The 23,219-nt window shown below is 35.4% G+C and carries 24 protein-coding genes and 1 pseudogene; 21 read left to right on the top strand and 4 right to left on the bottom strand.

The genetic code is table 11. The annotated features are described in order from the left end of the window. Positions 1 to 11: 11 nt before the first annotated feature. From pstC to A6J68_RS11130, 10 genes are all read left to right on the top strand, one after another. Positions 12 to 857 carry a phosphate ABC transporter permease subunit PstC gene (pstC, locus tag A6J68_RS11180; protein WP_000814834.1) on the top strand — a complete coding sequence of 282 codons (846 nt, stop codon included), beginning with the start codon at positions 12 to 14 and terminating at the stop codon, positions 855 to 857. Between the two features lies 1 nt (position 858). Next, positions 859 to 1,737 carry a phosphate ABC transporter permease PstA gene (gene pstA / locus A6J68_RS11175; RefSeq protein WP_000427926.1) on the top strand — a complete coding sequence of 293 codons (879 nt, stop codon included), beginning with the start codon at positions 859 to 861 and terminating at the stop codon, positions 1,735 to 1,737. After that, a complete protein-coding gene (gene pstB, locus A6J68_RS11170) occupies positions 1,730 to 2,479 on the top strand; it encodes a phosphate ABC transporter ATP-binding protein PstB (RefSeq protein ID WP_000041121.1) in 750 nt (249 codons plus the stop codon). The genes pstA and pstB overlap by 8 nt, the downstream gene beginning before the upstream one ends. Then, on the top strand, positions 2,476 to 3,132 hold the full coding sequence (gene phoU, locus A6J68_RS11165; RefSeq protein WP_000621376.1) for a phosphate signaling complex protein PhoU: 657 nt from the start codon (positions 2,476 to 2,478) through the stop codon (positions 3,130 to 3,132). Before pstB ends, phoU begins: the two co-directional genes overlap by 4 nt. Continuing rightward, on the top strand, positions 3,132 to 3,809 hold the full coding sequence (locus tag A6J68_RS11160; RefSeq protein ID WP_000638645.1) for a winged helix-turn-helix domain-containing protein: 678 nt from the start codon (positions 3,132 to 3,134) through the stop codon (positions 3,807 to 3,809). The genes phoU and A6J68_RS11160 overlap by 1 nt, the downstream gene beginning before the upstream one ends. Beyond that, positions 3,802 to 5,457, top strand: a complete 1,656-nt coding sequence (locus A6J68_RS11155; RefSeq protein ID WP_000162290.1) for an ATP-binding protein — start codon at positions 3,802 to 3,804, stop codon at positions 5,455 to 5,457. The genes A6J68_RS11160 and A6J68_RS11155 overlap by 8 nt, the downstream gene beginning before the upstream one ends. A 154-nt stretch (positions 5,458 to 5,611) precedes the next feature. Further along, complete coding sequence (locus tag A6J68_RS11150; RefSeq protein ID WP_000795059.1) at positions 5,612 to 7,795, top strand: PTS transporter subunit IIBC; 2,184 nt, start codon at positions 5,612 to 5,614, stop codon at positions 7,793 to 7,795. 53 nt (positions 7,796 to 7,848) lie between these two features. Further along, positions 7,849 to 8,664 carry an endonuclease/exonuclease/phosphatase family protein gene (locus A6J68_RS11145; protein WP_001029871.1) on the top strand — a complete coding sequence of 272 codons (816 nt, stop codon included), beginning with the start codon at positions 7,849 to 7,851 and terminating at the stop codon, positions 8,662 to 8,664. Between the two features lie 215 nt (positions 8,665 to 8,879). Beyond that, positions 8,880 to 9,632, top strand: a complete 753-nt coding sequence (locus A6J68_RS11135; RefSeq protein ID WP_001019938.1) for a response regulator transcription factor — start codon at positions 8,880 to 8,882, stop codon at positions 9,630 to 9,632. Further along, positions 9,629 to 10,963 carry a sensor histidine kinase gene (locus A6J68_RS11130; RefSeq protein WP_001089365.1) on the top strand — a complete coding sequence of 445 codons (1,335 nt, stop codon included), beginning with the start codon at positions 9,629 to 9,631 and terminating at the stop codon, positions 10,961 to 10,963. Before A6J68_RS11135 ends, A6J68_RS11130 begins: the two co-directional genes overlap by 4 nt. Positions 10,964 to 11,051: 88 nt before the next feature. Here A6J68_RS11130 and A6J68_RS11125 read toward each other — a convergent pair. After that, positions 11,052 to 11,216 (bottom strand): annotated as a pseudogene (locus A6J68_RS11125) (cysteine peptidase family C39 domain-containing protein); the annotation flags it as partial. 288 nt (positions 11,217 to 11,504) lie between these two features. Here A6J68_RS11125 and A6J68_RS11120 point away from each other — a divergent pair. From A6J68_RS11120 to A6J68_RS11110, 3 genes are all read left to right on the top strand, one after another. Next, a complete protein-coding gene (locus tag A6J68_RS11120) occupies positions 11,505 to 11,678 on the top strand; it encodes a hypothetical protein (RefSeq protein ID WP_000683602.1) in 174 nt (57 codons plus the stop codon). A 68-nt stretch (positions 11,679 to 11,746) separates the two neighbouring features. Then, the gene (locus A6J68_RS11115; protein ID WP_000926585.1) at positions 11,747 to 12,595 is read left to right on the top strand and encodes an ABC transporter ATP-binding protein; all 849 of its coding nucleotides are present in this window, start codon (positions 11,747 to 11,749) and stop codon (positions 12,593 to 12,595) included. A 5-nt stretch (positions 12,596 to 12,600) separates the two neighbouring features. Then, positions 12,601 to 13,755 (top strand): ABC transporter permease subunit, encoded by a 1,155-nt coding sequence (locus A6J68_RS11110; protein ID WP_000623424.1) that lies wholly within the window; start codon positions 12,601 to 12,603, stop codon positions 13,753 to 13,755. Here A6J68_RS11110 and A6J68_RS11105 read toward each other — a convergent pair. Continuing rightward, positions 13,750 to 13,932 carry a hypothetical protein gene (locus tag A6J68_RS11105; protein ID WP_001869123.1) on the bottom strand — a complete coding sequence of 61 codons (183 nt, stop codon included), beginning with the start codon at positions 13,930 to 13,932 and terminating at the stop codon, positions 13,750 to 13,752. The genes A6J68_RS11110 and A6J68_RS11105 overlap by 6 nt on opposite strands. A gap of 51 nt (positions 13,933 to 13,983) precedes the next feature. Here A6J68_RS11105 and A6J68_RS11100 point away from each other — a divergent pair, with 51 nt between their 5' ends. From A6J68_RS11100 to A6J68_RS11065, 8 genes are all read left to right on the top strand, one after another. After that, positions 13,984 to 15,018, top strand: coding sequence for an acyltransferase family protein (locus A6J68_RS11100; protein WP_000369170.1), 1,035 nt, complete (start codon positions 13,984 to 13,986; stop codon positions 15,016 to 15,018). Between the two features lie 246 nt (positions 15,019 to 15,264). Further along, complete coding sequence (locus A6J68_RS11095; protein WP_000823121.1) at positions 15,265 to 15,690, top strand: PTS mannose transporter subunit IIA; 426 nt, start codon at positions 15,265 to 15,267, stop codon at positions 15,688 to 15,690. A 17-nt stretch (positions 15,691 to 15,707) separates the two neighbouring features. Continuing rightward, positions 15,708 to 16,211, top strand: a complete 504-nt coding sequence (locus A6J68_RS11090) for a PTS system mannose/fructose/N-acetylgalactosamine-transporter subunit IIB (protein ID WP_000632642.1) — start codon at positions 15,708 to 15,710, stop codon at positions 16,209 to 16,211. A 3-nt stretch (positions 16,212 to 16,214) separates the two neighbouring features. Continuing rightward, a complete protein-coding gene (locus A6J68_RS11085) occupies positions 16,215 to 17,024 on the top strand; it encodes a PTS mannose/fructose/sorbose/N-acetylgalactosamine transporter subunit IIC (protein WP_000605775.1) in 810 nt (269 codons plus the stop codon). Continuing rightward, a complete protein-coding gene (locus A6J68_RS11080) occupies positions 17,021 to 17,848 on the top strand; it encodes a PTS system mannose/fructose/sorbose family transporter subunit IID (RefSeq protein WP_000841957.1) in 828 nt (275 codons plus the stop codon). Before A6J68_RS11085 ends, A6J68_RS11080 begins: the two co-directional genes overlap by 4 nt. A gap of 137 nt (positions 17,849 to 17,985) precedes the next feature. Beyond that, positions 17,986 to 19,635, top strand: coding sequence for a sensor histidine kinase (locus A6J68_RS11075; RefSeq protein ID WP_001215130.1), 1,650 nt, complete (start codon positions 17,986 to 17,988; stop codon positions 19,633 to 19,635). 3 nt (positions 19,636 to 19,638) lie between these two features. Then, positions 19,639 to 20,412 carry a response regulator transcription factor gene (locus A6J68_RS11070; protein WP_000286068.1) on the top strand — a complete coding sequence of 258 codons (774 nt, stop codon included), beginning with the start codon at positions 19,639 to 19,641 and terminating at the stop codon, positions 20,410 to 20,412. An 11-nt stretch (positions 20,413 to 20,423) separates the two neighbouring features. Further along, entirely contained in the window at positions 20,424 to 21,461 is a 1,038-nt protein-coding gene (locus tag A6J68_RS11065) for an extracellular solute-binding protein (protein ID WP_000660650.1), read from the top strand. 221 nt (positions 21,462 to 21,682) lie between these two features. Here the strand turns inward: A6J68_RS11065 and A6J68_RS11060 are convergent, their stop codons facing one another. Both A6J68_RS11060 and A6J68_RS11055 read right to left on the bottom strand, forming a co-directional pair. Then, on the bottom strand, positions 21,683 to 22,180 hold the full coding sequence (locus tag A6J68_RS11060) for a kinase (RefSeq protein ID WP_000226643.1): 498 nt from the start codon (positions 22,178 to 22,180) through the stop codon (positions 21,683 to 21,685). Further along, positions 22,180 to 23,217, bottom strand: a complete 1,038-nt coding sequence (locus A6J68_RS11055; RefSeq protein ID WP_017644915.1) for a M42 family metallopeptidase — start codon at positions 23,215 to 23,217, stop codon at positions 22,180 to 22,182. The genes A6J68_RS11060 and A6J68_RS11055 overlap by 1 nt, the downstream gene beginning before the upstream one ends. Positions 23,218 to 23,219 lie beyond the last annotated feature (2 nt).

Raw genomic sequence — 23,219 nt, 5'->3', positions numbered from 1 at the left:
AAGAGTAAACAATGAAACAAACAAAAGAAGGTCTTATGCAAGCTGTGTTTTTCATCACGGCTTGCGTCAGTGTTATATCAGCTATTTTAATTTGCCTCTTTCTCTTCTCTAGTGGTCTTCCAGCTATTACAAAAATCGGCTGGGGAAATTTTATATTTGGTAAAGTCTGGCATCCTAGTAATAATATTTTTGGCATCTTTCCAATGATTGTAGGTTCCTTATATGTTACAGCGGGAGCTTTACTTTTAGGAGGCCCGATAGGTATCCTTACTGCTGTTTTTATGGCTTATTTCTGCCCAGAAAATATTTATAGGCCTTTAAAGTCAGCTATCAATTTAATGGCGGGAATTCCTTCAGTTGTTTATGGTTTCTTTGGACTCGTTGTCATTGTCCCTATGATAAGGCAATATATTGGTGGCTTTGGTATGGGAGTCTTAGCAGCTTCAATTTTGCTAGGAATTATGATTTTACCAACAATTGTTAGCATTTCAGAATCTTCTTTAAGAGCTGTTCCAGAGAGCTATTATGAAGGCGGTATTGCCCTTGGTGCCTCTCATGAACGAAGTGTCTTCTTTGCTGTTTTACCAGCTGCTAAACGTGGTATTTTAGCATCGGTTGTTTTGGGAATTGGACGTGCTATTGGTGAAACAATGGCTGTCATCATGGTAGCGGGTAATCAAGCTGTCTTGCCTCAATCGCTGACATCAGGCGTTAGAACTCTAACCACTAATATTGTCATGGAAATGGGATATTCTTCTGGTTTGCATCGTCAAGCCTTAATTGGTACAGCTGTGGTACTCTTTATCTTTATATTAATGATTAATATCAGTTTTTCAGCATTACAGAAAGAGGAATAAGATGGAAAATATTAACCAAAGAACGTCAAAACAATATTTAGCATCTTTAAAAAAAGATCCCCTTTCCTTCTTTCTTTTTGCTATTGTCTATTTGGGAGCAATTCTAAGTTTTGCTACAATTGCATTTGTTGTTATTTATATTTTAGTTAAGGGGCTTCCTCATGTGAATACTGGCTTGTTTGCATGGACTTATAATACTCAGAACGTCTCACTATTACCAGCTTTCATTAACACTATCTTTATCATCGCCTTAACTTTATTATTTGCAGTTCCCCTTGGTATTGGTGGATCAATTTATCTAACGGAATATGCTAGACGTGATAATCCTTATCTCAAAATTATCCGTGTTGCAACCGAGACATTGGCAGGGATACCTTCAATTATTTATGGTTTATTTGGTGCATTATTTTTTGTAAAATACACACACTTAGGCTTATCTTTGATATCGGGTTCTCTGACTTTGAGCATCATGATTTTACCTTTGATTATGAGGACAACTGAAGAAGCTTTACTATCTGTTCCGGATTCTTATCGAGAAGGAGCCTTTGCGCTTGGTGCTGGTAAATTGAGAACCATATTTAAAATCGTATTACCTAGTGCTATGTCTGGTATTTTTGCTGGTATTATTTTAGCGATAGGACGTATCATTGGTGAGTCAGCAGCACTTATTTTCACAGCTGGAACAGTTGCAAAAGTAGTACATTCGGTATTTAGTTCATCTCGTACTTTAGCAGTACATATGTATGCTATTTCGGGTGAGGGCTTATATGTTGACCAAACTTATGCGACTGCGGTCATCTTATTGCTTTTAGTTATTATTGTCAATTTTGTATCTGGACTAGTAGCCAAACGATTAGGAAGTGAGTCGAACAGTGAGTAAATTAGTAATTAATAATTTAGATTTGTATTATGGAGAATTTCACGCTCTGAAGGATGTTAATTTAGACATTGAAGAAAAAGAAATCACAGCCTTTATTGGACCTTCTGGGTGCGGAAAGTCTACTCTCTTGAAAAGTATTAACCGTATGAATGATTTGGTCAAAAATTGCAAAATCACAGGGGATATTACTTTAGAAGGCGAGGATGTCTATAGACAATTGGATATTAACCAATTGCGTAAAAAGGTTGGAATGGTGTTTCAAAAACCTAATCCGTTTCCAATGAGCATTTATGATAATGTTGCTTTTGGTCCAAGAACGCACGGTATTCATTCCAAAGCAGAGTTAGATGATATCGTTGAACGTTCCCTTAAACAGGCGGCTCTATGGGATGAGGTTAAAGATCGTCTTCACAAATCTGCTCTGGGTATGTCTGGCGGACAGCAGCAACGTTTGTGTATTGCGCGTGCTCTTGCTATTGAGCCTGATGTTTTACTTATGGATGAACCCACAAGTGCCTTGGATCCTATTTCAACAGCAAAAATTGAAGAATTGGTTATCCAACTGAAGAAGAACTACACTATTGTTATAGTGACACATAATATGCAACAAGCTGTTCGTATTTCTGATAAAACAGCATTCTTTCTGATGGGAGAAGTGGTTGAATATAACAAAACGAGCCAACTCTTTTCATTGCCACAAGATGAGCGTACAGAAAACTACATTACAGGGAGATTCGGATGATTCGTTCACGATTTGCAAGTCAACTTAATGACCTTAATAAAGAAATTATTTTTATGGGGGCATTGTGTGAGGACATCATTGGGAAGTCCTTAGGTGCTCTAACAAATAGTAATGATGTTTACCTTGACGATATTTCTGAAACTTATCACAAGATTGAACAAATGGAACGGGATATTGAGGAGAGATGTTTAAAACTTTTACTTCGTCAGCAACCAGTTGCCAAGGATTTACGCCGTATTTCTTCTGCATTAAAAATGGTTTATGATATGAAACGTATTGGTGCTCAAGCTTATGAAATTGCGGAAATTGTTAGTTTAGGTCATATTATCCAAGGTGCAGGTTCTGAAAGGGATCAACTTAACAGCATGTCTAATAATGTCATTAGTATGCTGACTAAGAGTATAGATGCTTTTATTTATGACAATGAAGAACAAGCGCATCAAGTAATTGAACAAGATAGGACAGTTAACCAGGAATTTGATACAATAAAGAAACAGTTAGTGTTATATTTTTCGGTACAGGATGTTGATGGTGAATATCCCATAGATGTTTTAATGATCGCCAAGTACCTAGAGCGTATTGGTGATCATACAGTAAATATTGCTAAATGGGTGCTTTTCTCAATAACAGGTAACCTAGATGGAGAAGCGTAATGATATATTGTGTTGAAGATGATGCTGATATTCGCGAAATGATGCTCTATACTTTGCAAATGGCAGGTTTTACAGCTCAAGGATTCTCGAGTTCAGAGCTTTTTTGGGAAGCTGTTCAGGAGAAAGTTCCAGACTTGATTTTACTTGATATTATGTTGCCGGGAGATGATGGTTTGACTATTTTAGAGCGTTTAAGGAGAAAACATCAAACGGAAATGATACCAGTAATCATGACAACTGCTAAAGGTAGTGAGTATGATAAAGTTAAAGGGTTAGATCTTGGAGCAGATGATTATCTCGTCAAACCTTTTGGGATGATGGAAATGATTTCACGAATAAAAGCAGTCTTGAGACGTAGCCGCCAAGTAGATTCAAAAGCTCATATTATCATTGGAAATTTAGAGATTGACCCGACTAATTATTGGGTCAAAAGGGGAACGGAAAAAATCCACTTAACCCTAAAGGAATTTGAGTTATTAGTATTATTCTTCCGTAATCCCAATAGAGTCTTTACAAGGCAAGAACTTCTGGATAAGGTTTGGGGAGAACAATTTTTAGGAGAAACTAGAACTGTGGATGTTCACATTGGGACACTGCGAACAAAACTTGGTGAGGATGGCTATTTGATCGCTACAGTAAGGGGAGTTGGATACCGTTTGGAGGAAAGACATGACTAAAAAAATTTTCCGTACAACTTTATCCGCTAGTTTGGGAATTGTTTTAGTTACAATTTTGATGATTATGGGATTTCTCTATAATTACTTCAATCGCATTCAGCGAGAACAGTTGAGAACACAAACGGCACTGGCGTCACAAGGAATTTCCTTTGAAGGTAAAGATTATTTTGAAAATCTTAAAACTTCAAATGTGCGTATTACTTGGGTAGATAATAAGGGACAAGTGCTTTATGATACCCAATCAGATGCAAAACATATGAAAAATCACGCCAATCGTCAAGAAATTAAAGAAGCTATCAAGAGTGGTTATGGTGAGAGCACGAGGTGGTCAGCGACACTTACTGAGAAGTCTATCTATGCTGCGCAACGTTTAAATAATGGAACGATAGTTCGTTTATCAGTTGCGCAACAAACTATTTTTTATCTTCTCCTTGGTATGATGAGTCCCTTAGCAATTATCATCTTACTTGCTATTATTTTATCTGTATTAATTGCACGATATATAGCAAAAAAAGTATCAGAGCCTTTAAACAATATTGACTTAGATCATCCTTTATCAAATGATAGTTACGAGGAGATAACACCATTATTAAGGCGTCTTGATAGCCATCAGGCTAAGATTCAACATCAAAAACTGTTATTACAAAAGCGTCAAAAAGAATTTGATACCATTATTTCTAAAATTAAGGAAGGAATGATTCTTTTAGATGATCAAGCAAGAATCGTTAGTATCAACGCAGAAGCTTTAAAGTTATTCCAAATTAATGATGATTGGCATGGGCGCTTTATGATGGAAGTTAGCCGAGATTTAACTCTCAAAGACTTAATTGATCAAGGACTAAAAGGGAAAAAGAAAGAGGCTAATATTGACATTGAAAATAATCATTACCGCGTCTTGGTAAGACCAACTACAGATAACAACCGAGTAACAGGATTGGTTGTTCTACTGTTTGATGTGACTGACCAACTCCAAATGGAACAACTTCAACGTGAATTTACTGCCAATGTCTCTCATGAATTGAAAACCCCGCTTCATGTTATTTCTGGTTACTCAGAACTGTTAGCTAATCAAATGGTTCCAAACGAAGAAGTCCCACAATTTGCAGCTAAAATTCATAAAGAATCTGAACGATTAGTTAAATTGGTTGAGGATATTATCAACCTTTCTCACCTTGATGAACAAGAAAAATTACCGCAAGAGACAGTAAATCTGTATGACTTAACACAAAAAGTTTTAGAAGGTTTACAAGCTAAAGCAGATAAGAAGCACATACAAATCAATTTTAATGGAGAAGAAGCTATTTTGCGAGGGAATCCAGTTTTATTGAATTCCTTGGTGTACAACTTGTGTGACAATGCTATCACCTATAATCATGAGAAAGGTCAAGTAAATGTGACTTTGAAAAATTCACCTGATACAATTACCTTAGAAGTTAGTGATACGGGACTAGGCATTGCAGAGAAGGACAAAAAACGTATTTTCGAACGTTTCTATCGCGTCGATAAAAGTCGCTCAAAAATAGTTGGAGGGACTGGTTTAGGTTTGTCTATTGTAAAGAGTGCTTTAGATTTTCACAATGGTAGTATAAAAGTGGACAGCCATTTGGGGCAGGGAACAACAATGACCGTTTTACTTCACAAACAATAAAAACTCACAAATAAAAGTCTAGATGATATTATCTAGACTTTTTTAGTAATTCAGAAAAAATATATAAGTAAGGGTTTACAAAAAACAAATAAGTGCTATAATAAAACCATAACGCAAACGTTTGCACTATTAAGTGCATAAAAGGAGATTGAAGATGAAAAATAATGTCAAACAGCTCTTTAGTTTTGAATTTTGGCAGAAGTTTGGGAAGGCTTTGATGGTTGTTATTGCTGTTATGCCAGCAGCAGGATTGATGGTTAGTATTGGTAACTCCATTAGGCTATTGGATCCATCAAATGTTTTATTAGGGCGCATAGCTAATGTTATTGCTCAAATTGGTTGGGGAGTTATTGGTAACTTACACATCTTATTTGCATTGGCTATTGGTGGTAGCTGGGCTAAAGAACGTGCCGGTGGTGCTTTTGCGGCTGGCTTATCCTTTATTCTTATTAACCTTATTACAGGGAACTTTTTTGGTGTGAAAACAGATATGTTAGCAAACAGTAAAGCAACTGTTCAAACGGTATTTGGTGCGACCATCAGAGTTTCAGATTACTTTGTTAACGTTCTTGGACAACCTGCTCTTAATATGGGTGTATTTGTCGGTATTATTTCAGGTTTCGTTGGTGCAACTGCCTTTAATAAATATTATAACTATCGTAAATTACCAGATGCTTTAACTTTTTTCAATGGAAAACGTTTTGTTCCATTTGTTGTTATTTATCGTTCAGTCATTGTTGCATTAATTTTATCAGTATTTTGGCCGGTTGTTCAATCAGGTATCAATGGCTTTGGTAAGTGGATTGCAAGTTCACAAGACAGTGCTCCAATATTAGCACCATTTGTCTACGGTACGTTAGAGCGTTTATTGCTCCCATTTGGTTTACACCATATGTTAACTATTCCAATGAACTACACGCAACTAGGTGGCACATACACTGTCCTTACAGGTGCAACTAAAGGAGCACAGGTGTTGGGACAAGATCCACTGTGGTTAGCATGGGTTGGTGATTTAATCAACTTAAAAGGCTCAAATTCAAGTCAATACCATCACTTATTGACAAGTGTCACTCCAGCACGTTTTAAAGTGGGGCAAATGATTGGTGCTTCAGGTATTTTGATGGGATTATCTTATGCTATGTATCGTAACGTTGATAAAGATAAAAAATTGAAATACAAGTCAATGTTTATTTCAGCAGCAGCGGCTACTTTCTTGACAGGTGTTACTGAGCCAATTGAGTACATGTTCATGTTTGCAGCAATGCCACTCTACCTTGTATATGCTGTCGTTCAAGGATGTGCGTTTGCTATGGCAGATATTGTTAACCTCCGCGTTCATTCATTTGGTAATATAGAATTTTTAACACGTGTTCCCATGGGAATAAAAGCGGGCCTTGGTGGTGATATTTTCAACTTTGTTTGGGTGACACTTCTTTTTGCAGTATTGATGTACTTTATTGCAAACTTTATGATTAAAAAATTCAATTTAGCAACAGCAGGACGTAATGGTAATTATGATAACGAAGAGGTTGATAATGCTCCTTCAACAGCTTCTGGTTCTGCTGATGCAAATTCTCAAGTTGTACAAGTTATTAATTTACTTGGTGGTCGTGATAACATTGAAGATGTAGATGCATGTATGACTCGTCTTCGTGTCACAGTTAAAGATGGGAATAGCGTGGGTTCTGAAGCAGCTTGGAAAAAAGCTGGTGCAATGGGATTGGTGTTAAAAGGTAATGGCGTTCAAGCTATTTACGGACCTAAAGCAGATGTCCTTAAATCAGACATTCAAGATTTGCTAGATTCAGGTACAGTGATTCCAATAGTTGATTTAGAAACAGGCCAGCCTGTAGCAGCAACCCAAGTTACAACTTATAAAGGAATAACAGAAGAAATTGTTTCGGTGGCTAATGGTCAAGTAGAAGCATTGGATGTTGTTAAAGACCCTGTCTTTTCTCAAAAAATGATGGGTGATGGCTTTGCTGTGGAACCAACTGATGGCAATATCTATGTTCCAGTTTCAGGTACAGTTACTAGTGTCTTTCCAACAAAACATGCTTTTGGTTTATTAACAGAAAGTGGCCTAGAAGTTTTAGTACATATCGGTCTAGATACAGTAGCTCTTGATGGTCAACCATTTGAGGTTAAAATTTCTAGTGGTCAAAAAGTGGTAGCAGGCGATCTTGCTGTAGTAGCAGATTTGGAAGCTATCAAAGCAGCTGGTAAAGAGACAAGTGTGATTATCGTCTTTACAAATGTTTCAGATATAAAAACTGTTAAACTTGAAAAATCAGGTCCACAAATAGCTAAAACAGTTGTGGCAAAAGTCGAACTGTAACAAACGATAGGAGCTGGGCAAGTCTCAGCTTCTTTCTGATGAAAGGATACTCTATGGCAAAATGCTTAACGTTAAATACTCATTCATGGATGGAAGTAAATGCTCTAAAGAAATTATTTGATTTAGCAGAGCATATCTTCCGTGAAAAATATGATATCATCTGCCTACAAGAGGTGAACCAGAGCATATCTTCCCCTCTTGCTACGAGTAGTCCAAATTATCATCCGATTGAAGGTACACCAGCTCTTCATCAAGATAACTTTGCCTTGCAATTAGTGCATTACCTAAATCTTCAAGGTCTACACTATCATTGGACATGGGCTTATAATCATATTGGTTATAGTAAGTACCATGAAGGGGTAGCGATACTTTCTCTGAAACCATTAAAGCCAGATGATATTTTAGTTTCAGCTGTAGACGATGAGACTGATTATCATACTCGTCGTGCTCTGGTAGCTGAGACCACTCTGAATGACAAAGTCGTTACAGTAGTTAGCCTCCATTTATCATGGTTTGAGAAAGGATTTGCGGAGGAGTGGAAACGACTAGAAACTACCCTACTTGAGGTAGAAACTCCACTTTTACTCATGGGTGACTTTAATAATCCTACTGGAAATCAGGGTTATGAACTTGTTCTTAATAGTCCATTAGCATTAAAGGATAGCCACCAAATAGCCAATCATGTATTTGGAGACCATACTATTATGGCTGATATTGATGGTTGGGAAGGGAATAAAAAGGCTCTTAAAGTTGACCATATTTTTACTAGCGAAGACCTTTCAATCAGTTCAAGTCAAGTAGTTTTTGAAGGTGGTGAAGCACCTGTCGTTAGTGATCATTACGGCTTGGAAATTACGTTAAATCTTTAGATTAATCTATTTAATATATTAAAAGCATCCTAAATTTGTCTATAAAACAAAACTTAGGGTGCTTTTTGAAAAATATGTCACATTATTTAACTTCTTACGAAGTTTGGAATGCATGAGAAAATATGATAAAATGATAATAACTATTATAGGTGATTTTAATAAATAATTTAATCAATTGGTTTATCTATTAGAACAATTAATACGAGGAGACGAGAGTGAATATTTTTATTTTAGAGGATAATTTTATTCAACAGGCACGTTTAGAGAGAATAATTGAGGAAGTTAAAATTAGGAGAAGTATACACAGTAAAATGGTAAATACCTTTGAAAAACCAGTTCAATTATTGGAATCAATCTGTGAAAAAGGTATGCATAATTTATATTTCTTAGACATTGAAATAAAAAATGATGAGCAGAGGGGCTTAGAGGTCGCAAAACAAATTAGACAAATTGATCCTTATGCTCAGATTGTTTTTGTTACAACTCATTCGGAATTAATGCCTTTAACCTTTCGTTATCAGGTATCAGCTTTAGACTATATCGATAAAGGACTTTCACAGGAAGCATTTAGCAGAAGGATTGAAGACGTTTTACTATATGCTAATAATGCTTGCAGTAAAAACTTACTAGAAGATTCTTTTTATTTTAAATCACGCTATAGTCAAGTACAAGTACCTTTTAACGATATCCTTTATATAGAAACGTCATTAAGGTCACATAGAGTTGTCCTTTATACTGCAAAAGACAGAATGGAATTCACAGCCACTTTGGGGGATATTTTAAAACAAGAACCTAGGCTCTTTCAATGTCATCGCTCTTTTTTAGTAAATCCCTTGAATATTTTTAAAGTGGATAGGTCAAATAAACTAATCTATTTAAAAAATGGTTCGAATTGTTTGATTTCTCGTAATAAAATAAAAGATATTATGGTAGTAATAGAGGAAAATCAAAGAGGTAGAGGAATATGAATTCTACTCTATCCATCTTAGAGATAGCTTTAACGATAATATTAACAATATTTCTCTTTTCTAAAATCAGTGGACGTCAATTGACTTTAATAGAGATTGGAATTTGTATTGCTCTGAGATTAGGACTTGTAATTTTATTTATAGCAGCTAATACTATTATTAATCTTTCATTTCTAAAGTACTGGCTTCTCCCCATCTATATGTTAAGTCTGGCTTTCTTGTTGCTAAGACCTATATCTAAAACTTTAGTAGTCTTTTATGGCTTGTTTCCAATTGTTCTCAGAAATCTTTGTTCACGTTCTTTAGCTTTTTTTGTCTTTCCTTTGTTTAATATTGATTTTCATACAACCAACCAGGGGTTTTGGGGATATTTTGTTGATGTCTTGTCTACTCTTTGTGTTCTCCTATTTTTAAGATGGATGCAATACGACTTTAAAACTTTGCGAAGTAGTGAAGTTTCGCCCATAGATAAGAGAATTCTCCAATTTACGAATGGTTGTATGGTCAGTTATTACTTACTGATGCAGTTTTCAACTTATTTGGAATATGAATTAGCCATCAATACTGTTATTTACCGGCAATTTTTGCTTGTTGTTTATTGGATTATATTTACGGGAGCAATAGCCAGTTTAGACCGGAGACTTCGAAATTCTTTACAGGAGAGGTTAGCTGTTCAAAGAGAACTCCAATTGGCTAATATGATAGATTATAGCCACCATATTGAGGGGTTGTATAAAGAAGTTAGGAGCTTCCGACATGATTATAGTAACATGTTAACGACCTTGAAACTAGGGATTGATAATGAAGATATATCTATTGTCAAATCAGTTTATCAGTCTATCTTTAAAGAATCTAATACACATTTCCGACATCCTAAGTATAATATAGACCGGTTGGTTAATGTAGATAACCCAGCCTTAAAAAGTCTTTTAGCAGCCAAGCTTTCACAAGCGATAGACAATCATATTATGGTATCTATAGAAGTACCAGACAGTATTAAACCTCAAGGGATGGAACTGATTGATTTTATTACCATTGTATCTGTTTTATGGGATAACGCTATTGAGGCATCTTTAGAGACAGACGATCCTAAGATAGCCATGTCTTATTTTACATTAAAACATAAACAAATTTTTATCATAGAAAATTCAACTAAGGAAAAGGCAATAGATACGTCAACGATATTCAATTATGAGATAAGTAGTAAGGGGCGGAATAGAGGAATAGGTCTTTACAATGTCAGGGGAGTTATCAATCGTTATCCAAATATTTCTATTGCAACAAGTAGCCAAGATTTTAGTTTCTGCCAAACTTTCGAAATCATATTATAGTTTTAAAAAGTTCAATTTATCTAAGTTTATTATTTTCTTAATACCATCAATCCAACCACCACCAGTGATATTATTTAGTTGTTCCGGCGATAATTCCTGAAGCTGTAGTTCCATCTCGATTAGTTTTGGCTAGTTCTCGTAAGTGGTTTAATAAATATTTTGAACCATAGAACTTTGCGATTGAAGCAAGTGCAGTTACTCCACAATCCTTAGTATCAACCTGACGCACCAATGCTTTTTTGTACGTCAACATTGTGTAATTCCTTTCTTCGTTATCGTATTAATATTTTGCCATAAAAATATATACTTATTAAAAATAGCTTAAACAGCTATTGCAACGCGTCCAATGGTTTCTATAAGGATATAAAGGTAGATAGTACTTTTCTGTTTTGAGGCGATTCAACGACATTTCAGGGAATAAACGTTTCTATTTTTATTTGAATGCTATATTAAATGTGTCAAGTTGCAACAGACAAAAATTTTATATAGGAGATATTCAAAATAAATGTAAAATCAATTGAACAATTAGAAGTTATGGATAATGAAGCATTATCACATGTTGAAGGTGGCCTTGGTCATAGATGGGTATACAGTAAGAACCGGTAAACATACTTATACAAGTGCATGGCATCTTTCTGAAAATACTGCTGCAGCAAATGCAAGAAATCGTATGGGCCTTTACCCTGGAAGCGTTTGTCGTGTCTATCTTGTATAATTGATTTTTTATTTAAGCGATAGGGAATCTTCCTTGCCGCTTAAGTTTGTATAGGGAGAGACAATACTATGTTATTACAGCTAGATAATATCACTAAAAGCTACGGAAAAAAAATAGTACTTAACCAGATTTCCTACCAGTTTACTCCTGGTTTGTATGGACTCTTAGGAGCAAATGGTACTGGCAAAACAACCTTATTAAATTTGATGAGCCACTTTACATTCGCAGATAGTGGGAATATTTATTGGAATGGACAGGAGCAGTCGGAAGAATTTTATCGTCACATTGGTTTTTTACCGCAACATTTTCGCTATTATGATCAATTTACTGGCATTGCTTTCTTAAATTATATCGCTACCTTAAAAGGTGTTGATAAAAAGAAAGCTAAACCAGAAATTCCTAGATTACTAGAGCTTGTTGGTTTAGGTGATGTAGGTAAAAAGAAGATTTCATCATATTCCGGTGGTATGAAGCAACGTTTAGGCATTGCTCAAGCACTTATCAATGACCCTGAAATACTTATTCTGGATGAACCAACTGTTGGACTTGATCCTAAGGAACGGGTTAAATTTCGCCATATTTTGAGTCAGTTATCCACCAATAAAATTATCATTTTATCAACGCATATTGTGTCGGATGTGGAAGCTGTTGCCAAAGAAATTATAGTATTAAAAAATGGTAAATTTATCGAACAGGGCAACACCGCACAGTTGTTGAAAACTATTGAGGGAAAAGTGTGGGAAATAACGACTGAACCAGATTTATCTCAGATACCCAATATTGCTATTGTTAATGAAAAAGTCATTTCAGATAGTCTGGTATTTCGTGTAGTGAGTGATATTTGTCCGAGTGATTCGGCACAGTTGGTTGTTCCGACTCTAGAAGATTTCTACATCTATCATTTTAGAGGGGAGTAAGTAAGATGATATCAATTTTTCCTTTTGAATTAAAAAAACTTCTACAACGTAAGGCAGCATTGGGGGCTTTTATTATCTTCCTTCTTGCTATTTTTGGTCTATTTTACCAGCATTTTTTTGTTGGGCAAATTAGTGGCTATTCTGCAGATAAAATACATGGTCGAGAAGCGGTTGCAATTAATCGTAGAATAGCTGAAAAATATTCAGGGGATTTATCTGAAGAACGAGTAACAAATATTATTAAAAACTATGTTAATCCGCCAGCAGGACGCCCCCCTATATTTGATGTTTTTAGTTATTATGTGGCAGACACTTTTGATCGTGATTTTTTAATTTACTATAACCAATTGAAAGATGATAAAACAATTGATTTTAATAAAATAAATATTAAAGATCAAAAACAGTTGGGTTCTGCGCTACCACTAAAACAACTAAAGCTAGGTAACTTTGCTCCTTGGAATCAACTTTTTGAAGTAAGTAATAGTACTTATATTTTAATTGTCTTATTTACTCTATTCTTATCAGCTCCTCTTTTTTCAGGAGATAGGGCTAAGAAGATTAATCCTATACTACTGACGACTCGGTATGGACGTGGTCAGTTGACCTGGGCTAAGTTAGCTAGTACAATGACCATCGGTATTTCCACATTTATCCTAGCATATGCCCTCATTCTGACGGTATTTGCAGATTATTTTGGTTTTAGTGGTTGGGAGACAAGTGTTCAACTGAATTTATACTGGACATCACCTTTGGCTAATATTATGGGATTTCCTGTACCTATGACAATATCAACTGCTTTTGTTCATATTATTGTCTTACAATTTGTTGGACTCCTTTTTATAGCCAGTCTTAATTTCTTTATATTAAGTATCACAAATTCGCCATTAACATCTTTTGCTGTTTCAACGCTTGCCTTTTTTGCTCCTAGCTTTTTAATGGCTATGTTTAATAAAGGTGTGATAAACAAGTTATTAACTATTTTCTCAGTATCAACGACAGACACTTCAGCTTTACTTTTAAAATTATCACGTAATGGTAGTCATGGCTTTTTCTTTGATAGTTTTTCTGCTAATGAAATCTGTCTGATTAGTCTACGTATGTTAATTGCAGTGTTATTGATAGCTTATACCTATCGTTTAATGCGACGAAGAAGTTTATAGTTCCCACTGGTTATCTGAACAAGAAATTATTCTAAGCTGATTTTCTTTTGCGAAATCAGCTTTTTTATTTCCTAATATGGTTGATAAGGTATTAACAATAATTATCAGATACCATTTAAGGCGTTTCAATGACTTTTGGGGATAATTGAGATATTCTTCTGAAGAGATTGGTATCATAGTAATGATAACTTATAGAAAGTAATGTTAAGGATGAAGAGAAGTCAGTGCATGGATAATAAGCAGCATAATACATCAATGATTAGCTTGCTACAATATCTTTTTTCCATACTGGTCATTTTAGTTCATAGTGGAAGGTTATTTAGTCAGGATGTCATTCATTTTACCTTTAAAAGTTTCCTAGGTCGGATGGCTGTTCCTTATTTTTTGATTTGTACTGCTTTCTTTTTGAGAGGTCGTATACAGCAAGGTTTGTGTAATCACTCCTACTTTCGTAAACTGATTAAAAAGTATAGCATGTGGACTATCATTTATTTGCCTTATGGTTATTTCTTTTTTGAATCTCTAAATATAGCGAAGATTTATTTGCTGCCGGGTTTTATTGTGGCATTTTTGTATTTAGGTATGTCACATACTCTTTGGTACATCCCTGCTGTTATTCTAGGTTGGTTCATTATTCAAGGATTATTGAAGTATGTAGGAACTAGGGGGACATTTATCACAGTTGTTGTACTCTATTGTATTGGAGCAGTAGAGACCTATTCTGTCTTTGTACAGTCAACAAAATTTTATCCCCTGATGTCCACTTATATGTCAATTTTTCAGACAACACGAAACGGATTATTTTACACTCCAGTTTATCTTCTAGCAGGATATTTACTCTATGATTATTTTAATACTGACCTATTTACCAAATCGCGTGGTCTTAAGTATATTCTCTTCCTTTTACTTCTAGCTTTAGAGAATGTTCTTATTTATTTTAATCAAGGGTTGGATAAAAATTTCTTCTTATTAGCTCCTTTATGTGCAGTATTCTTATTTAACTGGAGTATACGTACATCACTGTTTAAGGGCTATCGTTTAAGTCCTTTAAAACAGTTGAGTGTCTATTATTTCTTCCTTCACCCTCTTTTTGTTGGCATAGTGTCTTACTGTTTAAAATCAACTTCCTTAGTTGCACACCATCAAGGAAAAGTGATTTTTGTGGTGACCTTGGCATTAACACATGCTTGTGCTCTACTCATAATAAAGGTTGTTAATAAGATACCCTATCAAAAAATTATTCCATTATCTCTTTCGAAATAGTGATTCATATAAGAGAAAGTTTAAAGTTATAGTGATGTAAAGGTTGTGTAAACTATTAGGATACATGACCTTTTTATTGTTCTGTTTTTAAATATTAATTATATAGAATAGTCCACACATAGAGTAGAATAGTCCATTTTTAAACCGTTTTCATTTGTTAGAATGATAGTAAAGGTTATCTTATTCAAAGTATTGATAAAACTTTCAGAACTAATTTAGGGTAATGTAATAAATAGGAGGAGAAAGATGAAGCGGAAATTCCTAATCGGCAGTCACGGAAAACTTGCGAGTGGGTTGCAGAGTTCTATTGATATTCTGACAGGCAAGGGACAAGAGATTCAGACAATAGATGCTTACATTGATGATAGTGACTATACCAAGTCTATTGTAGAATTTATTGATGAGATTGCACCAGATGAACAGGGGCTTATTTTTACAGATTTGTTAGGTGGCAGCGTTAATCAGAAAATGGCGACTGCTGTAATGAATAGTGGGAAAAATAATGTTTTTTTAATAACGAACAGCAATTTAGCGACCTTGTTGTCATTACTATTTTTGAAACCTGAAGAGGAATTAACTAAAGAAGAAATTGTAACCGTTATCAATGAATCTCAAGTGCAGCTGGTAGATCTCAGCTTTAAAGCGTGTTCAGAAGATGACTTTTTCGATTAATAATTAGGAGGAAAAAAATGATTACTCAAATTCGTGTTGACGACCGTTTGATTCACGGGCAAGTGGCAGTTGTATGGACTAAAGAATTAAATGCACCACTTTTAGTGGTGGCTAATGATGAGGCTGCCAAAAATGAAATCACACAGATGACTCTTAAAATGGCTGTGCCTAATGGCATGAAATTATTAATCCGTTCAGTTGAAGAATCAATAGCTCTATTTAAAGATCCACGCGCAACTGACAAGCGCATTTTTGTGATTGTCAATTCTGTTAAAGATGCCTGTACAATTGCTAAAAATATAACCGATTTAGAAGCAGTAAACGTCGCTAATGTAGGACGCTTTGATAAGTCTGATCCAGCTACAAAAGTCAAACTAACATCAAGTCTCTTATTAAATCCAGAAGAGTTGGAAGCCGCAAAAGAATTAGCCAGCTTACCAGATTTAGACGTCTTTAACCAAGTATTGCCTTCAAATACTAAGGTTAACTTGAGTCAGCTAGTCAAACAAAGTGAGGTATGACATATGATAATGCCAGCGACGATGGCAGCTTTAGCTGTGTTGATTTGTTTTGGGGGAAATTACTTAACAGGTCAAAGTATGATGGAGAGACCACTTGTAGTTGGTCTTGTAACAGGAATGCTACTAGGTGATATTAAGGTTGGTATCTTAATGGGTGCTTCCCTAGAAGCGCTATTTTTGGGAAACGTTAATATTGGGGGTGTTATTGCCGCAGAGCCAGTAACAGCAACAGCGATGGCAACAACTTTTACCATTATTTCAAACATTGATCAAAAAGCAGCAATGACTCTAGCTGTTCCGATTGGAATGTTGGCAGCATTTGTTGTTATGTTTTTGAAAAACGTCTTCATGAATATCTTTGCACCGATGGTGGATAAAGCCGCAGCCGCAAACCATCAAGGTAAACTTGTGATGCTTCACTATGGTACATGGATTATTTACTATCTCATTATCGCTTCTATTTCTTTCATTGGTATTTTAGTAGGTAGTGGGCCTGTTAATAGTTTTGTCCATCATATTCCTCAAAACCTGATGAATGGCTTGAGTGCGGCGGGAGGCCTCCTTCCAGCTGTTGGTTTTGCCATGCTGATGAAATTATTATGGACAAATAAATTAGCTGTTTTTTACTTGCTTGGTTTTGTTTTAACAGCTTATTTAAAATTACCAGCGGTTGCAGTTGCTGCCCTAGGAGCAGTTATTTGCGTCATTAGTTCACAACGTGATATAGAATTAGACGCAATTACTAGAGGTGCGATCAGTAAACAGACAACCTTTGACTCTAAAGAATCAGAAGAGGAGGACTTCTTCGCATGAAATCACAGGATAATTTGACTAAAGAAGACCGTAAAATGCTTCGCTCAGTCTTCTGGCGCTCATGGACGATGAATGCCAGTCGTACTGGGGCAACACAATACCACGCAGTAGGAGTTATTTATACTTTACTACCAGTCATCAATCGTTTTTATAAGACTGATAAGGATAAAGCAGAGGCACTGGTCCGTCATACAACATGGTTTAATGCCACCATGCACATTAATAATTTTATTATGGGTCTTGTTGCATCTATGGAAAAGAAAAACAGTGAAGATCCTGATTTTGACGCTAGTGCTATCACCGCAGTTAAGGCTTCTTTGATGGGACCTATATCTGGTGTTGGTGATTCATTCTTTTGGGGAATTCTAAGGGTTATTGCGGCAGGTATCGGTATCTCCTTAGCAAGTACAGGCTCAGCCATGGGAGCTGTTGTCTTTCTACTCTTGTATAACATTCCAGCTTTTCTGATTCATTATTATAGTCTCTATGGAGGTTACTCTGTAGGTGCAGGGTTTATCAAAAAATTGTATGAATCAGGTGGTATTAAAATTGTTACTAAGACTTCAAGTATGCTTGGTTTAATGATGGTAGGCTCAATGACTGCTTCAAATGTTAAATTCAAGACAATCTTAACGGTAGCAGCTAAAGGAGCTAAGGAAGCAGCTTCCATACAAAGTTACCTTGACCAATTATTTGTTGGCGTAGTGCCACTGTTGGTAACGATATTAGCCTTCTGGCTTCTACGTAAAAAAGTCAATATCAACTGGATCATGTTTGGTATTATGGTGTTAGGTATTGTACTTGGTCTCTTAGGTATTTGCTAATAATCTCCTAGCATTAAAGGTAAGTGGAACAAGACGATACTTGTTTAGCTTATCTTTTTTTCTTTTGAAAGTTATTGTATGAAAGGAGTTGACTATCTTTATTGGATAGCTATTTGCTATAATAAAAGGAGATGGAAATGAGAGGATATAGAATGGAAGAACGCTTTAAGAAACGACTACAAGATGATATCTCTAAACATTTTTCCCGCCAGTCTTTAATTTTATCCTTGTTATTGATTGCACTTTTCGTCCTTTTTTCTTTAGCGCCTCAGCAGATAGGCCTTTATAAAGATGTTAATTCAGTTTCCTATAGTTATAAGCAATTGATTCAAAAACATGATACCTTATTAGATGACTTAGGTAAAAATAGTTTGAAACCATTTGTCTCAGGACACTTAGGAAGTGCTGATTTGAGTAAGCAATATTATCATTTAAGGAATCATTTACAAAGTCAAACAGAACTTTTAGTATTCTCACCTAATCAAGAACTTTTGTTTGCTAGTAATTCACATTTAGGTAATTTTTTTAGTAAGTCTATTTACATTAGTGAAGTTTTAGATAAGGCTAAAATAAATCAAAGGCTACTAAAAATTATTGTAGATAGTGAGGGAGGGCATTACCTTGCACTCATTAAGCCAATTATAGTTAATAAAAAAGTTTCAGGTTATGCCTTTTTATTGATGAATGGGAAAGACTTTTTACTTCCAACGAAGGCTATTAACTCAGACTTGATTATTGCCGATCAGCTAAATAATAGCTTTACTTTTACTAATCGTGATTTTATCTCCTCTAGTTTAGATAAGGTAGATAGTCAATTCTTAACTAGATATTTTAGTTTTCACGATCATCGAGCTTTTGTTGTTAGGAAAGTAGCTCTGCAAGATAATATCCTACTTTATATGTATCGTCCCCTGATACCAGTAACTCTGGTCGTCCTTTTTTCTCTAGTATCATCAGTTATTATTTTTGTGATTTTACGACGAAAATCTAGAGTTCTAGCCGATCGCATCGCAGTAAAAAATTCTGGCGCCATAAATCAAATGGTGCTAGATATGGATGCCATTTCCCGCCAAGAAAAATCTAGTATTGAGCTTGATAGTCAAGATGAATTTCAATATCTATCTGTTCAAATCAATCAGATGGTTTCACGGTTAAAAGATTTACATGAGAAAACTCTCGATTTGGAAACACAAAAGTTGCTGTTTGAAAAGAGGATGTTAGAAGCTCAGTTTAATCCTCACTTCCTTTATAATACCCTTGAGACAATTTTAATAACCAGTCACTATGATTCACAATTAACAGAAAGAATCGTTATACAACTAACAAAATTATTGCGCTATAGCCTTAGTGGTAGCACAGAGGCAGCTGTGCTTAAGGATGATTTAGCAATCATTGAATCCTACCTTTTGATTAATCAAGTGAGATTTGAAGAATTAACTTACACTATTTCAGTATCTCCTGAACTTGAACACATGCGTGTACCAAAACTTTTCTTGTTACCGCTAATTGAGAATGCTATTAAATATGGCTTAAAAGAACGTCATGATGTAGCAATAAACATAGATATTTGGCAAGATAGTGATGGAATTTGGTTTACTGTTTCAAATAATGGATCGGGTATTAGTTTGGCTAGGCAAAAAGCTATACGTACAATGTTAAGATCAAATCACTCGCATCATGGGCTTATTAATTCTTATAGACGATTACAATATCAATTTTCAACAGTATTGTTAGAGTTTACGAAGACAGATGATGCTTTTCGAGTTAGCTATATAGTAAAGGAGTGAGTTATGTATAGATTACTTATCGTTGAGGATGAGCACCTTATTCGTAAGTGGTTGCGCTATGCTATTGATTATCAATCATTGAATATTTTAGTGGTTGGTGAAGCAAAAGATGGTAAAGAAGGAGCTCAATTAATTCAGGAAGAGCAGCCAGACATTGTTTTAAGTGATATTAATATGCCAATTATGACAGCATTCGATATGTTTGAGGCAACCAAAGGACAATCTTATGCCAAAATTATTTTATCTGGCTATGCTGATTTTCCAAATGCGCAATCAGCTATTCACTATGGCGTTCTTGAATTTTTGACAAAACCACTAGAAAAGCAAGCTTTGATTGATTGTTTAAAAACAATTATGGCTAGAATTGAGGAACATAAGGAGAAGCACCTACAAGAGCATACAGAATTGTATTTACCTCTACCACAAGCTAATGACCAAGTTCCTGAAGTTATTAAAGATATGCTAGCATGGATTCATAGCCATTTTCATGGGAAAATTGTGATTAGCCAGTTAGCTCACGATTTAGGTTACAGTGAAAGTTATCTTTACACAGTCACTAAAAAGCACCTTCATATAACTTTGAGTGATTATATAAATCAATATCGTATTAATCAAGCCATTCAGTTGATGTTTAGAGAACCAGACCTAATGGTTTACCAAATTGCAGAAGCTGTTGGTATTTATGATTATCGTTATTTTGATAGGGTTTTTAAAAAGTACTTGGGTCAGACAGTAAAAGCGTTTAAGGAAGAACATATTTTTAAACAGATGGATTAGGTAGGTGAAAGATGAAAGAAAAACAGTCGAAAAGGCTTATTTATATACTACTGATTGTTCCCATTATCTTTATAAGTGTTTTTACATACAGTATTAGCCAGCCTTCTAAACTACTTCCACCAAAAGAATTAGTTATTCTAAGTCCAAATAGTCAAGCCATTTTAACAGGAACGATTCCAGCTTTTGAGGAAAAATACGGTATAAAAGTTAAGCTTATTCAAGGTGGGACAGGGCAACTAATAGATAGATTAAGTAAGGAGGGTAAGCAGTTGAAGGCGGATATTTTCTTTGGAGGAAATTATACGCAATTTGAAAGTCATAAGGCATTGTTTGAGTCTTACGTATCAAAGAATGTTCATACTGTTATTCCAGACTATATCCATCCGAGTGATACGGCGACACCTTATACTATAAATGGGAGTGTCTTGATTGTAAATAACGAATTAGCTAAGGGACTTACCATCAAGAGTTATGAAGATTTATTACAGCCTTCCTTAAAAGGTAAAATTGCCTTTGCAGATCCGAATACTTCCTCTAGTGCTTTCTCACAACTCACTAATATACTCTTGGCCAAGGGTGGTTACACCAATCCAAAAGCGTGGAACTATGTTAAAAAGCTACAACATAATATTAATGCTATCAAATCTTCTAGCTCTTCAGAAGTTTATCAATCAGTTGCAGAAGGAAAAATGATTGTGGGGTTGACTTACGAAGACCCTAGTGTCAATTTGCAAAAAAGTGGTGCCAATGTTTCTATTGTATACCCGACAGAAGGGACAGTTTTTGTCCCATCTTCGGTTGCAATTATAAAGAATGCTCCTTCTATGAAAGAAGCAAAGTTATTTATTAATTTTATGCTTTCTTTAGATGTTCAAAATGCCTTTGGGCAGTCAACGAGTAACCGACCTATTCGTAAAGATGCCCAAACAAGTAATGGCATGAAAGCTTTAAAGGATATCGCTACTCTTAAAGAAGATTATCGCTATGTCACTAAGCATAAGAGCCAAATCCTTAAAACCTATAATCGCATTCGTAGAAATGCTGATTAAATGAAAATATAGAAAAACTCCTCGGAATCATTGATTCCGAGGAGTTTAATCATCGTCCTCGTCGCTTTCGAAATCTTTTTTCCAATAACGATAAAGACTAATGCATGCCAGAAATCCGGCTATAATAGGAACGATAATAAATAAGAGGTCAATCACTGTATCCATGGGCAATATACTCCAATGATAAGAAGTCATTATTGTTTATAGTGCGTACAATAATGTTAAGGTAAAACGTCGGTCATTATAAGTTTTTTGACATCCTCTAAACTCATAGATTTTGTTAATATTTTTTCAGGTATCTCTTTTAAGAAGTCTTTCTCAAGCCACCACCTTGCAAGAGAATCTTCTCCAAATTCTAAAGATTTAAGTCGAGTTGAATGTCTTTTAACAGTTTCTTGAAAGCTTAAATCATAGTAATAAGCATAAGTATTGTTGGGGTTATGTTTTAAAATATGTTTCCAAACAGGCGTATACCAATCAGAACGAAGTATGCCTTCAAGGATGATGTAGGAACAGTTATGGTAACCATAATTTAGTAAATTGATCAAAAGGGGAATGGTAGTAGTATTTTCACCATCCTTAGTTCCTAACATCTCTCTACGAAGGTAATCCTGAGATAAGAGAAGGGTATCTTCCCCTAATTCGGCTTGAAGTTGTTTAGCTATTGTAGACTTTCCGCTAGCTGAATTTCCCCTGATAATAATGAGCGTGGCTACCATTAGTTCACCATATTGCTTTTGAGATAGGCATCCACTAAGAGTTCAGTTGCTTGAATAGAATCGATATGGGTACGTTCATAAGAATGACTAGATTCAATACCTGCACCAAGTAGCGCGTGTTTAACTTCCGCACCAGCACGCATGGCAGCGGAGTCGTCACTACCATAATAAGGATAAATATCAAGTTTATAAGGAATATTATTGTTTTCAGCTAGAGAAACAAGATGTTGACGTAATTCATAATGATAAGGACCAGAAGCATCTTTAACACAGATAGAGACAGTATATTCGTCAGTTTCTTGATCGTCTCCCATAGCTCCCATATCAACTGCTAGATATTCTACAGTTTCATTTGGGATGCTTGAATTTGCTCCATGTCCTAGCTCTTCAAAGGCACTAAAGTAGAAATGAGTAGTATAAGGAAGTTGAATGTCTTCTTTCTTGTAAACAGAAAGAAGTTCCATTAGGATACCAGCGGATACCTTGTCATCTAGGTAACGTGATTTAATAAAGCCGCTGCCTGTTATGATTGTACGCGGATCAAATGAAATGAAATCACCGACCTGGATGCCTAAAGCACGTGTTTCGTCAGCAGTTGTTACTTTCTCATCTAAACGAATTTCCATATTTGTTTGATTACGTTCAGCAGTTCCAGCATCTTTGTAAACATGGACACTAGTTTGATGAATAAGAGCAGTTCCAGAAATTTCTTTACCATTTTTTGAGAGGTGTATAGTACAGTTTTCTCCTTCAATGGCATTGTATGTGTATCCGCCAATAAGGTCAATTTTTAACCGACCATCTGGTTTGATGGCCCTAACCATAGCACCAAGTGTATCAAGGTGAGCAGTTATCATGCGATGTTTAGTATTATTTTTTCCTTTTAGAGAAACCATGACGCCTCCCTTGTTTGTGCGAATTGGTGAGTAGCCAAACGCTTCCAATTCTTTGATGATATAGGTCATGATTGTTTGGGTAAACCCTGTTGGTGAAGGGATTGATGTCAGGGTTTTAATGTAGTTTAATGTTGTTTCCATAC

The sequence above is a fragment of the Streptococcus sp. 'group B' genome (genome assembly GCF_002073795.1).
Classification (GTDB): domain Bacteria; phylum Bacillota; class Bacilli; order Lactobacillales; family Streptococcaceae; genus Streptococcus; species Streptococcus agalactiae.
Note: the sequence above shows the minus strand (reverse complement) of the source record. Positions and strands in the feature narration are given on the sequence as shown.

Excerpts from the sequence above, each read along its gene's own strand:
- pstC (WP_000814834.1), top strand. The coding sequence starts at position 12 with ATGAAACAAACAAAAGAAGGTCTTATGCAAGCTGTGTTTTTCATCACG.
- pstA (WP_000427926.1), top strand. The coding sequence starts at position 859 with ATGGAAAATATTAACCAAAGAACGTCAAAACAATATTTAGCATCTTTA.
- phoU (WP_000621376.1), top strand. The coding sequence starts at position 2,476 with ATGATTCGTTCACGATTTGCAAGTCAACTTAATGACCTTAATAAAGAA.
- A6J68_RS11160 (WP_000638645.1), top strand. The coding sequence starts at position 3,132 with ATGATATATTGTGTTGAAGATGATGCTGATATTCGCGAAATGATGCTC.
- A6J68_RS11155 (WP_000162290.1), top strand. The coding sequence starts at position 3,802 with ATGACTAAAAAAATTTTCCGTACAACTTTATCCGCTAGTTTGGGAATT.
- A6J68_RS11150 (WP_000795059.1), top strand. The coding sequence starts at position 5,612 with ATGAAAAATAATGTCAAACAGCTCTTTAGTTTTGAATTTTGGCAGAAG.
- A6J68_RS11145 (WP_001029871.1), top strand. The coding sequence starts at position 7,849 with ATGGCAAAATGCTTAACGTTAAATACTCATTCATGGATGGAAGTAAAT.
- A6J68_RS11130 (WP_001089365.1), top strand. The coding sequence starts at position 9,629 with ATGAATTCTACTCTATCCATCTTAGAGATAGCTTTAACGATAATATTA.
- A6J68_RS11120 (WP_000683602.1), top strand. The coding sequence starts at position 11,505 with ATGAAGCATTATCACATGTTGAAGGTGGCCTTGGTCATAGATGGGTAT.
- A6J68_RS11115 (WP_000926585.1), top strand. The coding sequence starts at position 11,747 with ATGTTATTACAGCTAGATAATATCACTAAAAGCTACGGAAAAAAAATA.
- A6J68_RS11110 (WP_000623424.1), top strand. The coding sequence starts at position 12,601 with ATGATATCAATTTTTCCTTTTGAATTAAAAAAACTTCTACAACGTAAG.
- A6J68_RS11105 (WP_001869123.1), bottom strand. The coding sequence starts at position 13,932 with ATGATACCAATCTCTTCAGAAGAATATCTCAATTATCCCCAAAAGTCA.
- A6J68_RS11100 (WP_000369170.1), top strand. The coding sequence starts at position 13,984 with ATGGATAATAAGCAGCATAATACATCAATGATTAGCTTGCTACAATAT.
- A6J68_RS11095 (WP_000823121.1), top strand. The coding sequence starts at position 15,265 with ATGAAGCGGAAATTCCTAATCGGCAGTCACGGAAAACTTGCGAGTGGG.
- A6J68_RS11090 (WP_000632642.1), top strand. The coding sequence starts at position 15,708 with ATGATTACTCAAATTCGTGTTGACGACCGTTTGATTCACGGGCAAGTG.
- A6J68_RS11085 (WP_000605775.1), top strand. The coding sequence starts at position 16,215 with ATGATAATGCCAGCGACGATGGCAGCTTTAGCTGTGTTGATTTGTTTT.
- A6J68_RS11080 (WP_000841957.1), top strand. The coding sequence starts at position 17,021 with ATGAAATCACAGGATAATTTGACTAAAGAAGACCGTAAAATGCTTCGC.
- A6J68_RS11075 (WP_001215130.1), top strand. The coding sequence starts at position 17,986 with ATGAGAGGATATAGAATGGAAGAACGCTTTAAGAAACGACTACAAGAT.
- A6J68_RS11070 (WP_000286068.1), top strand. The coding sequence starts at position 19,639 with ATGTATAGATTACTTATCGTTGAGGATGAGCACCTTATTCGTAAGTGG.
- A6J68_RS11065 (WP_000660650.1), top strand. The coding sequence starts at position 20,424 with ATGAAAGAAAAACAGTCGAAAAGGCTTATTTATATACTACTGATTGTT.
- A6J68_RS11060 (WP_000226643.1), bottom strand. The coding sequence starts at position 22,180 with ATGGTAGCCACGCTCATTATTATCAGGGGAAATTCAGCTAGCGGAAAG.
- A6J68_RS11055 (WP_017644915.1), bottom strand. The coding sequence starts at position 23,217 with ATGGAAACAACATTAAACTACATTAAAACCCTGACATCAATCCCTTCA.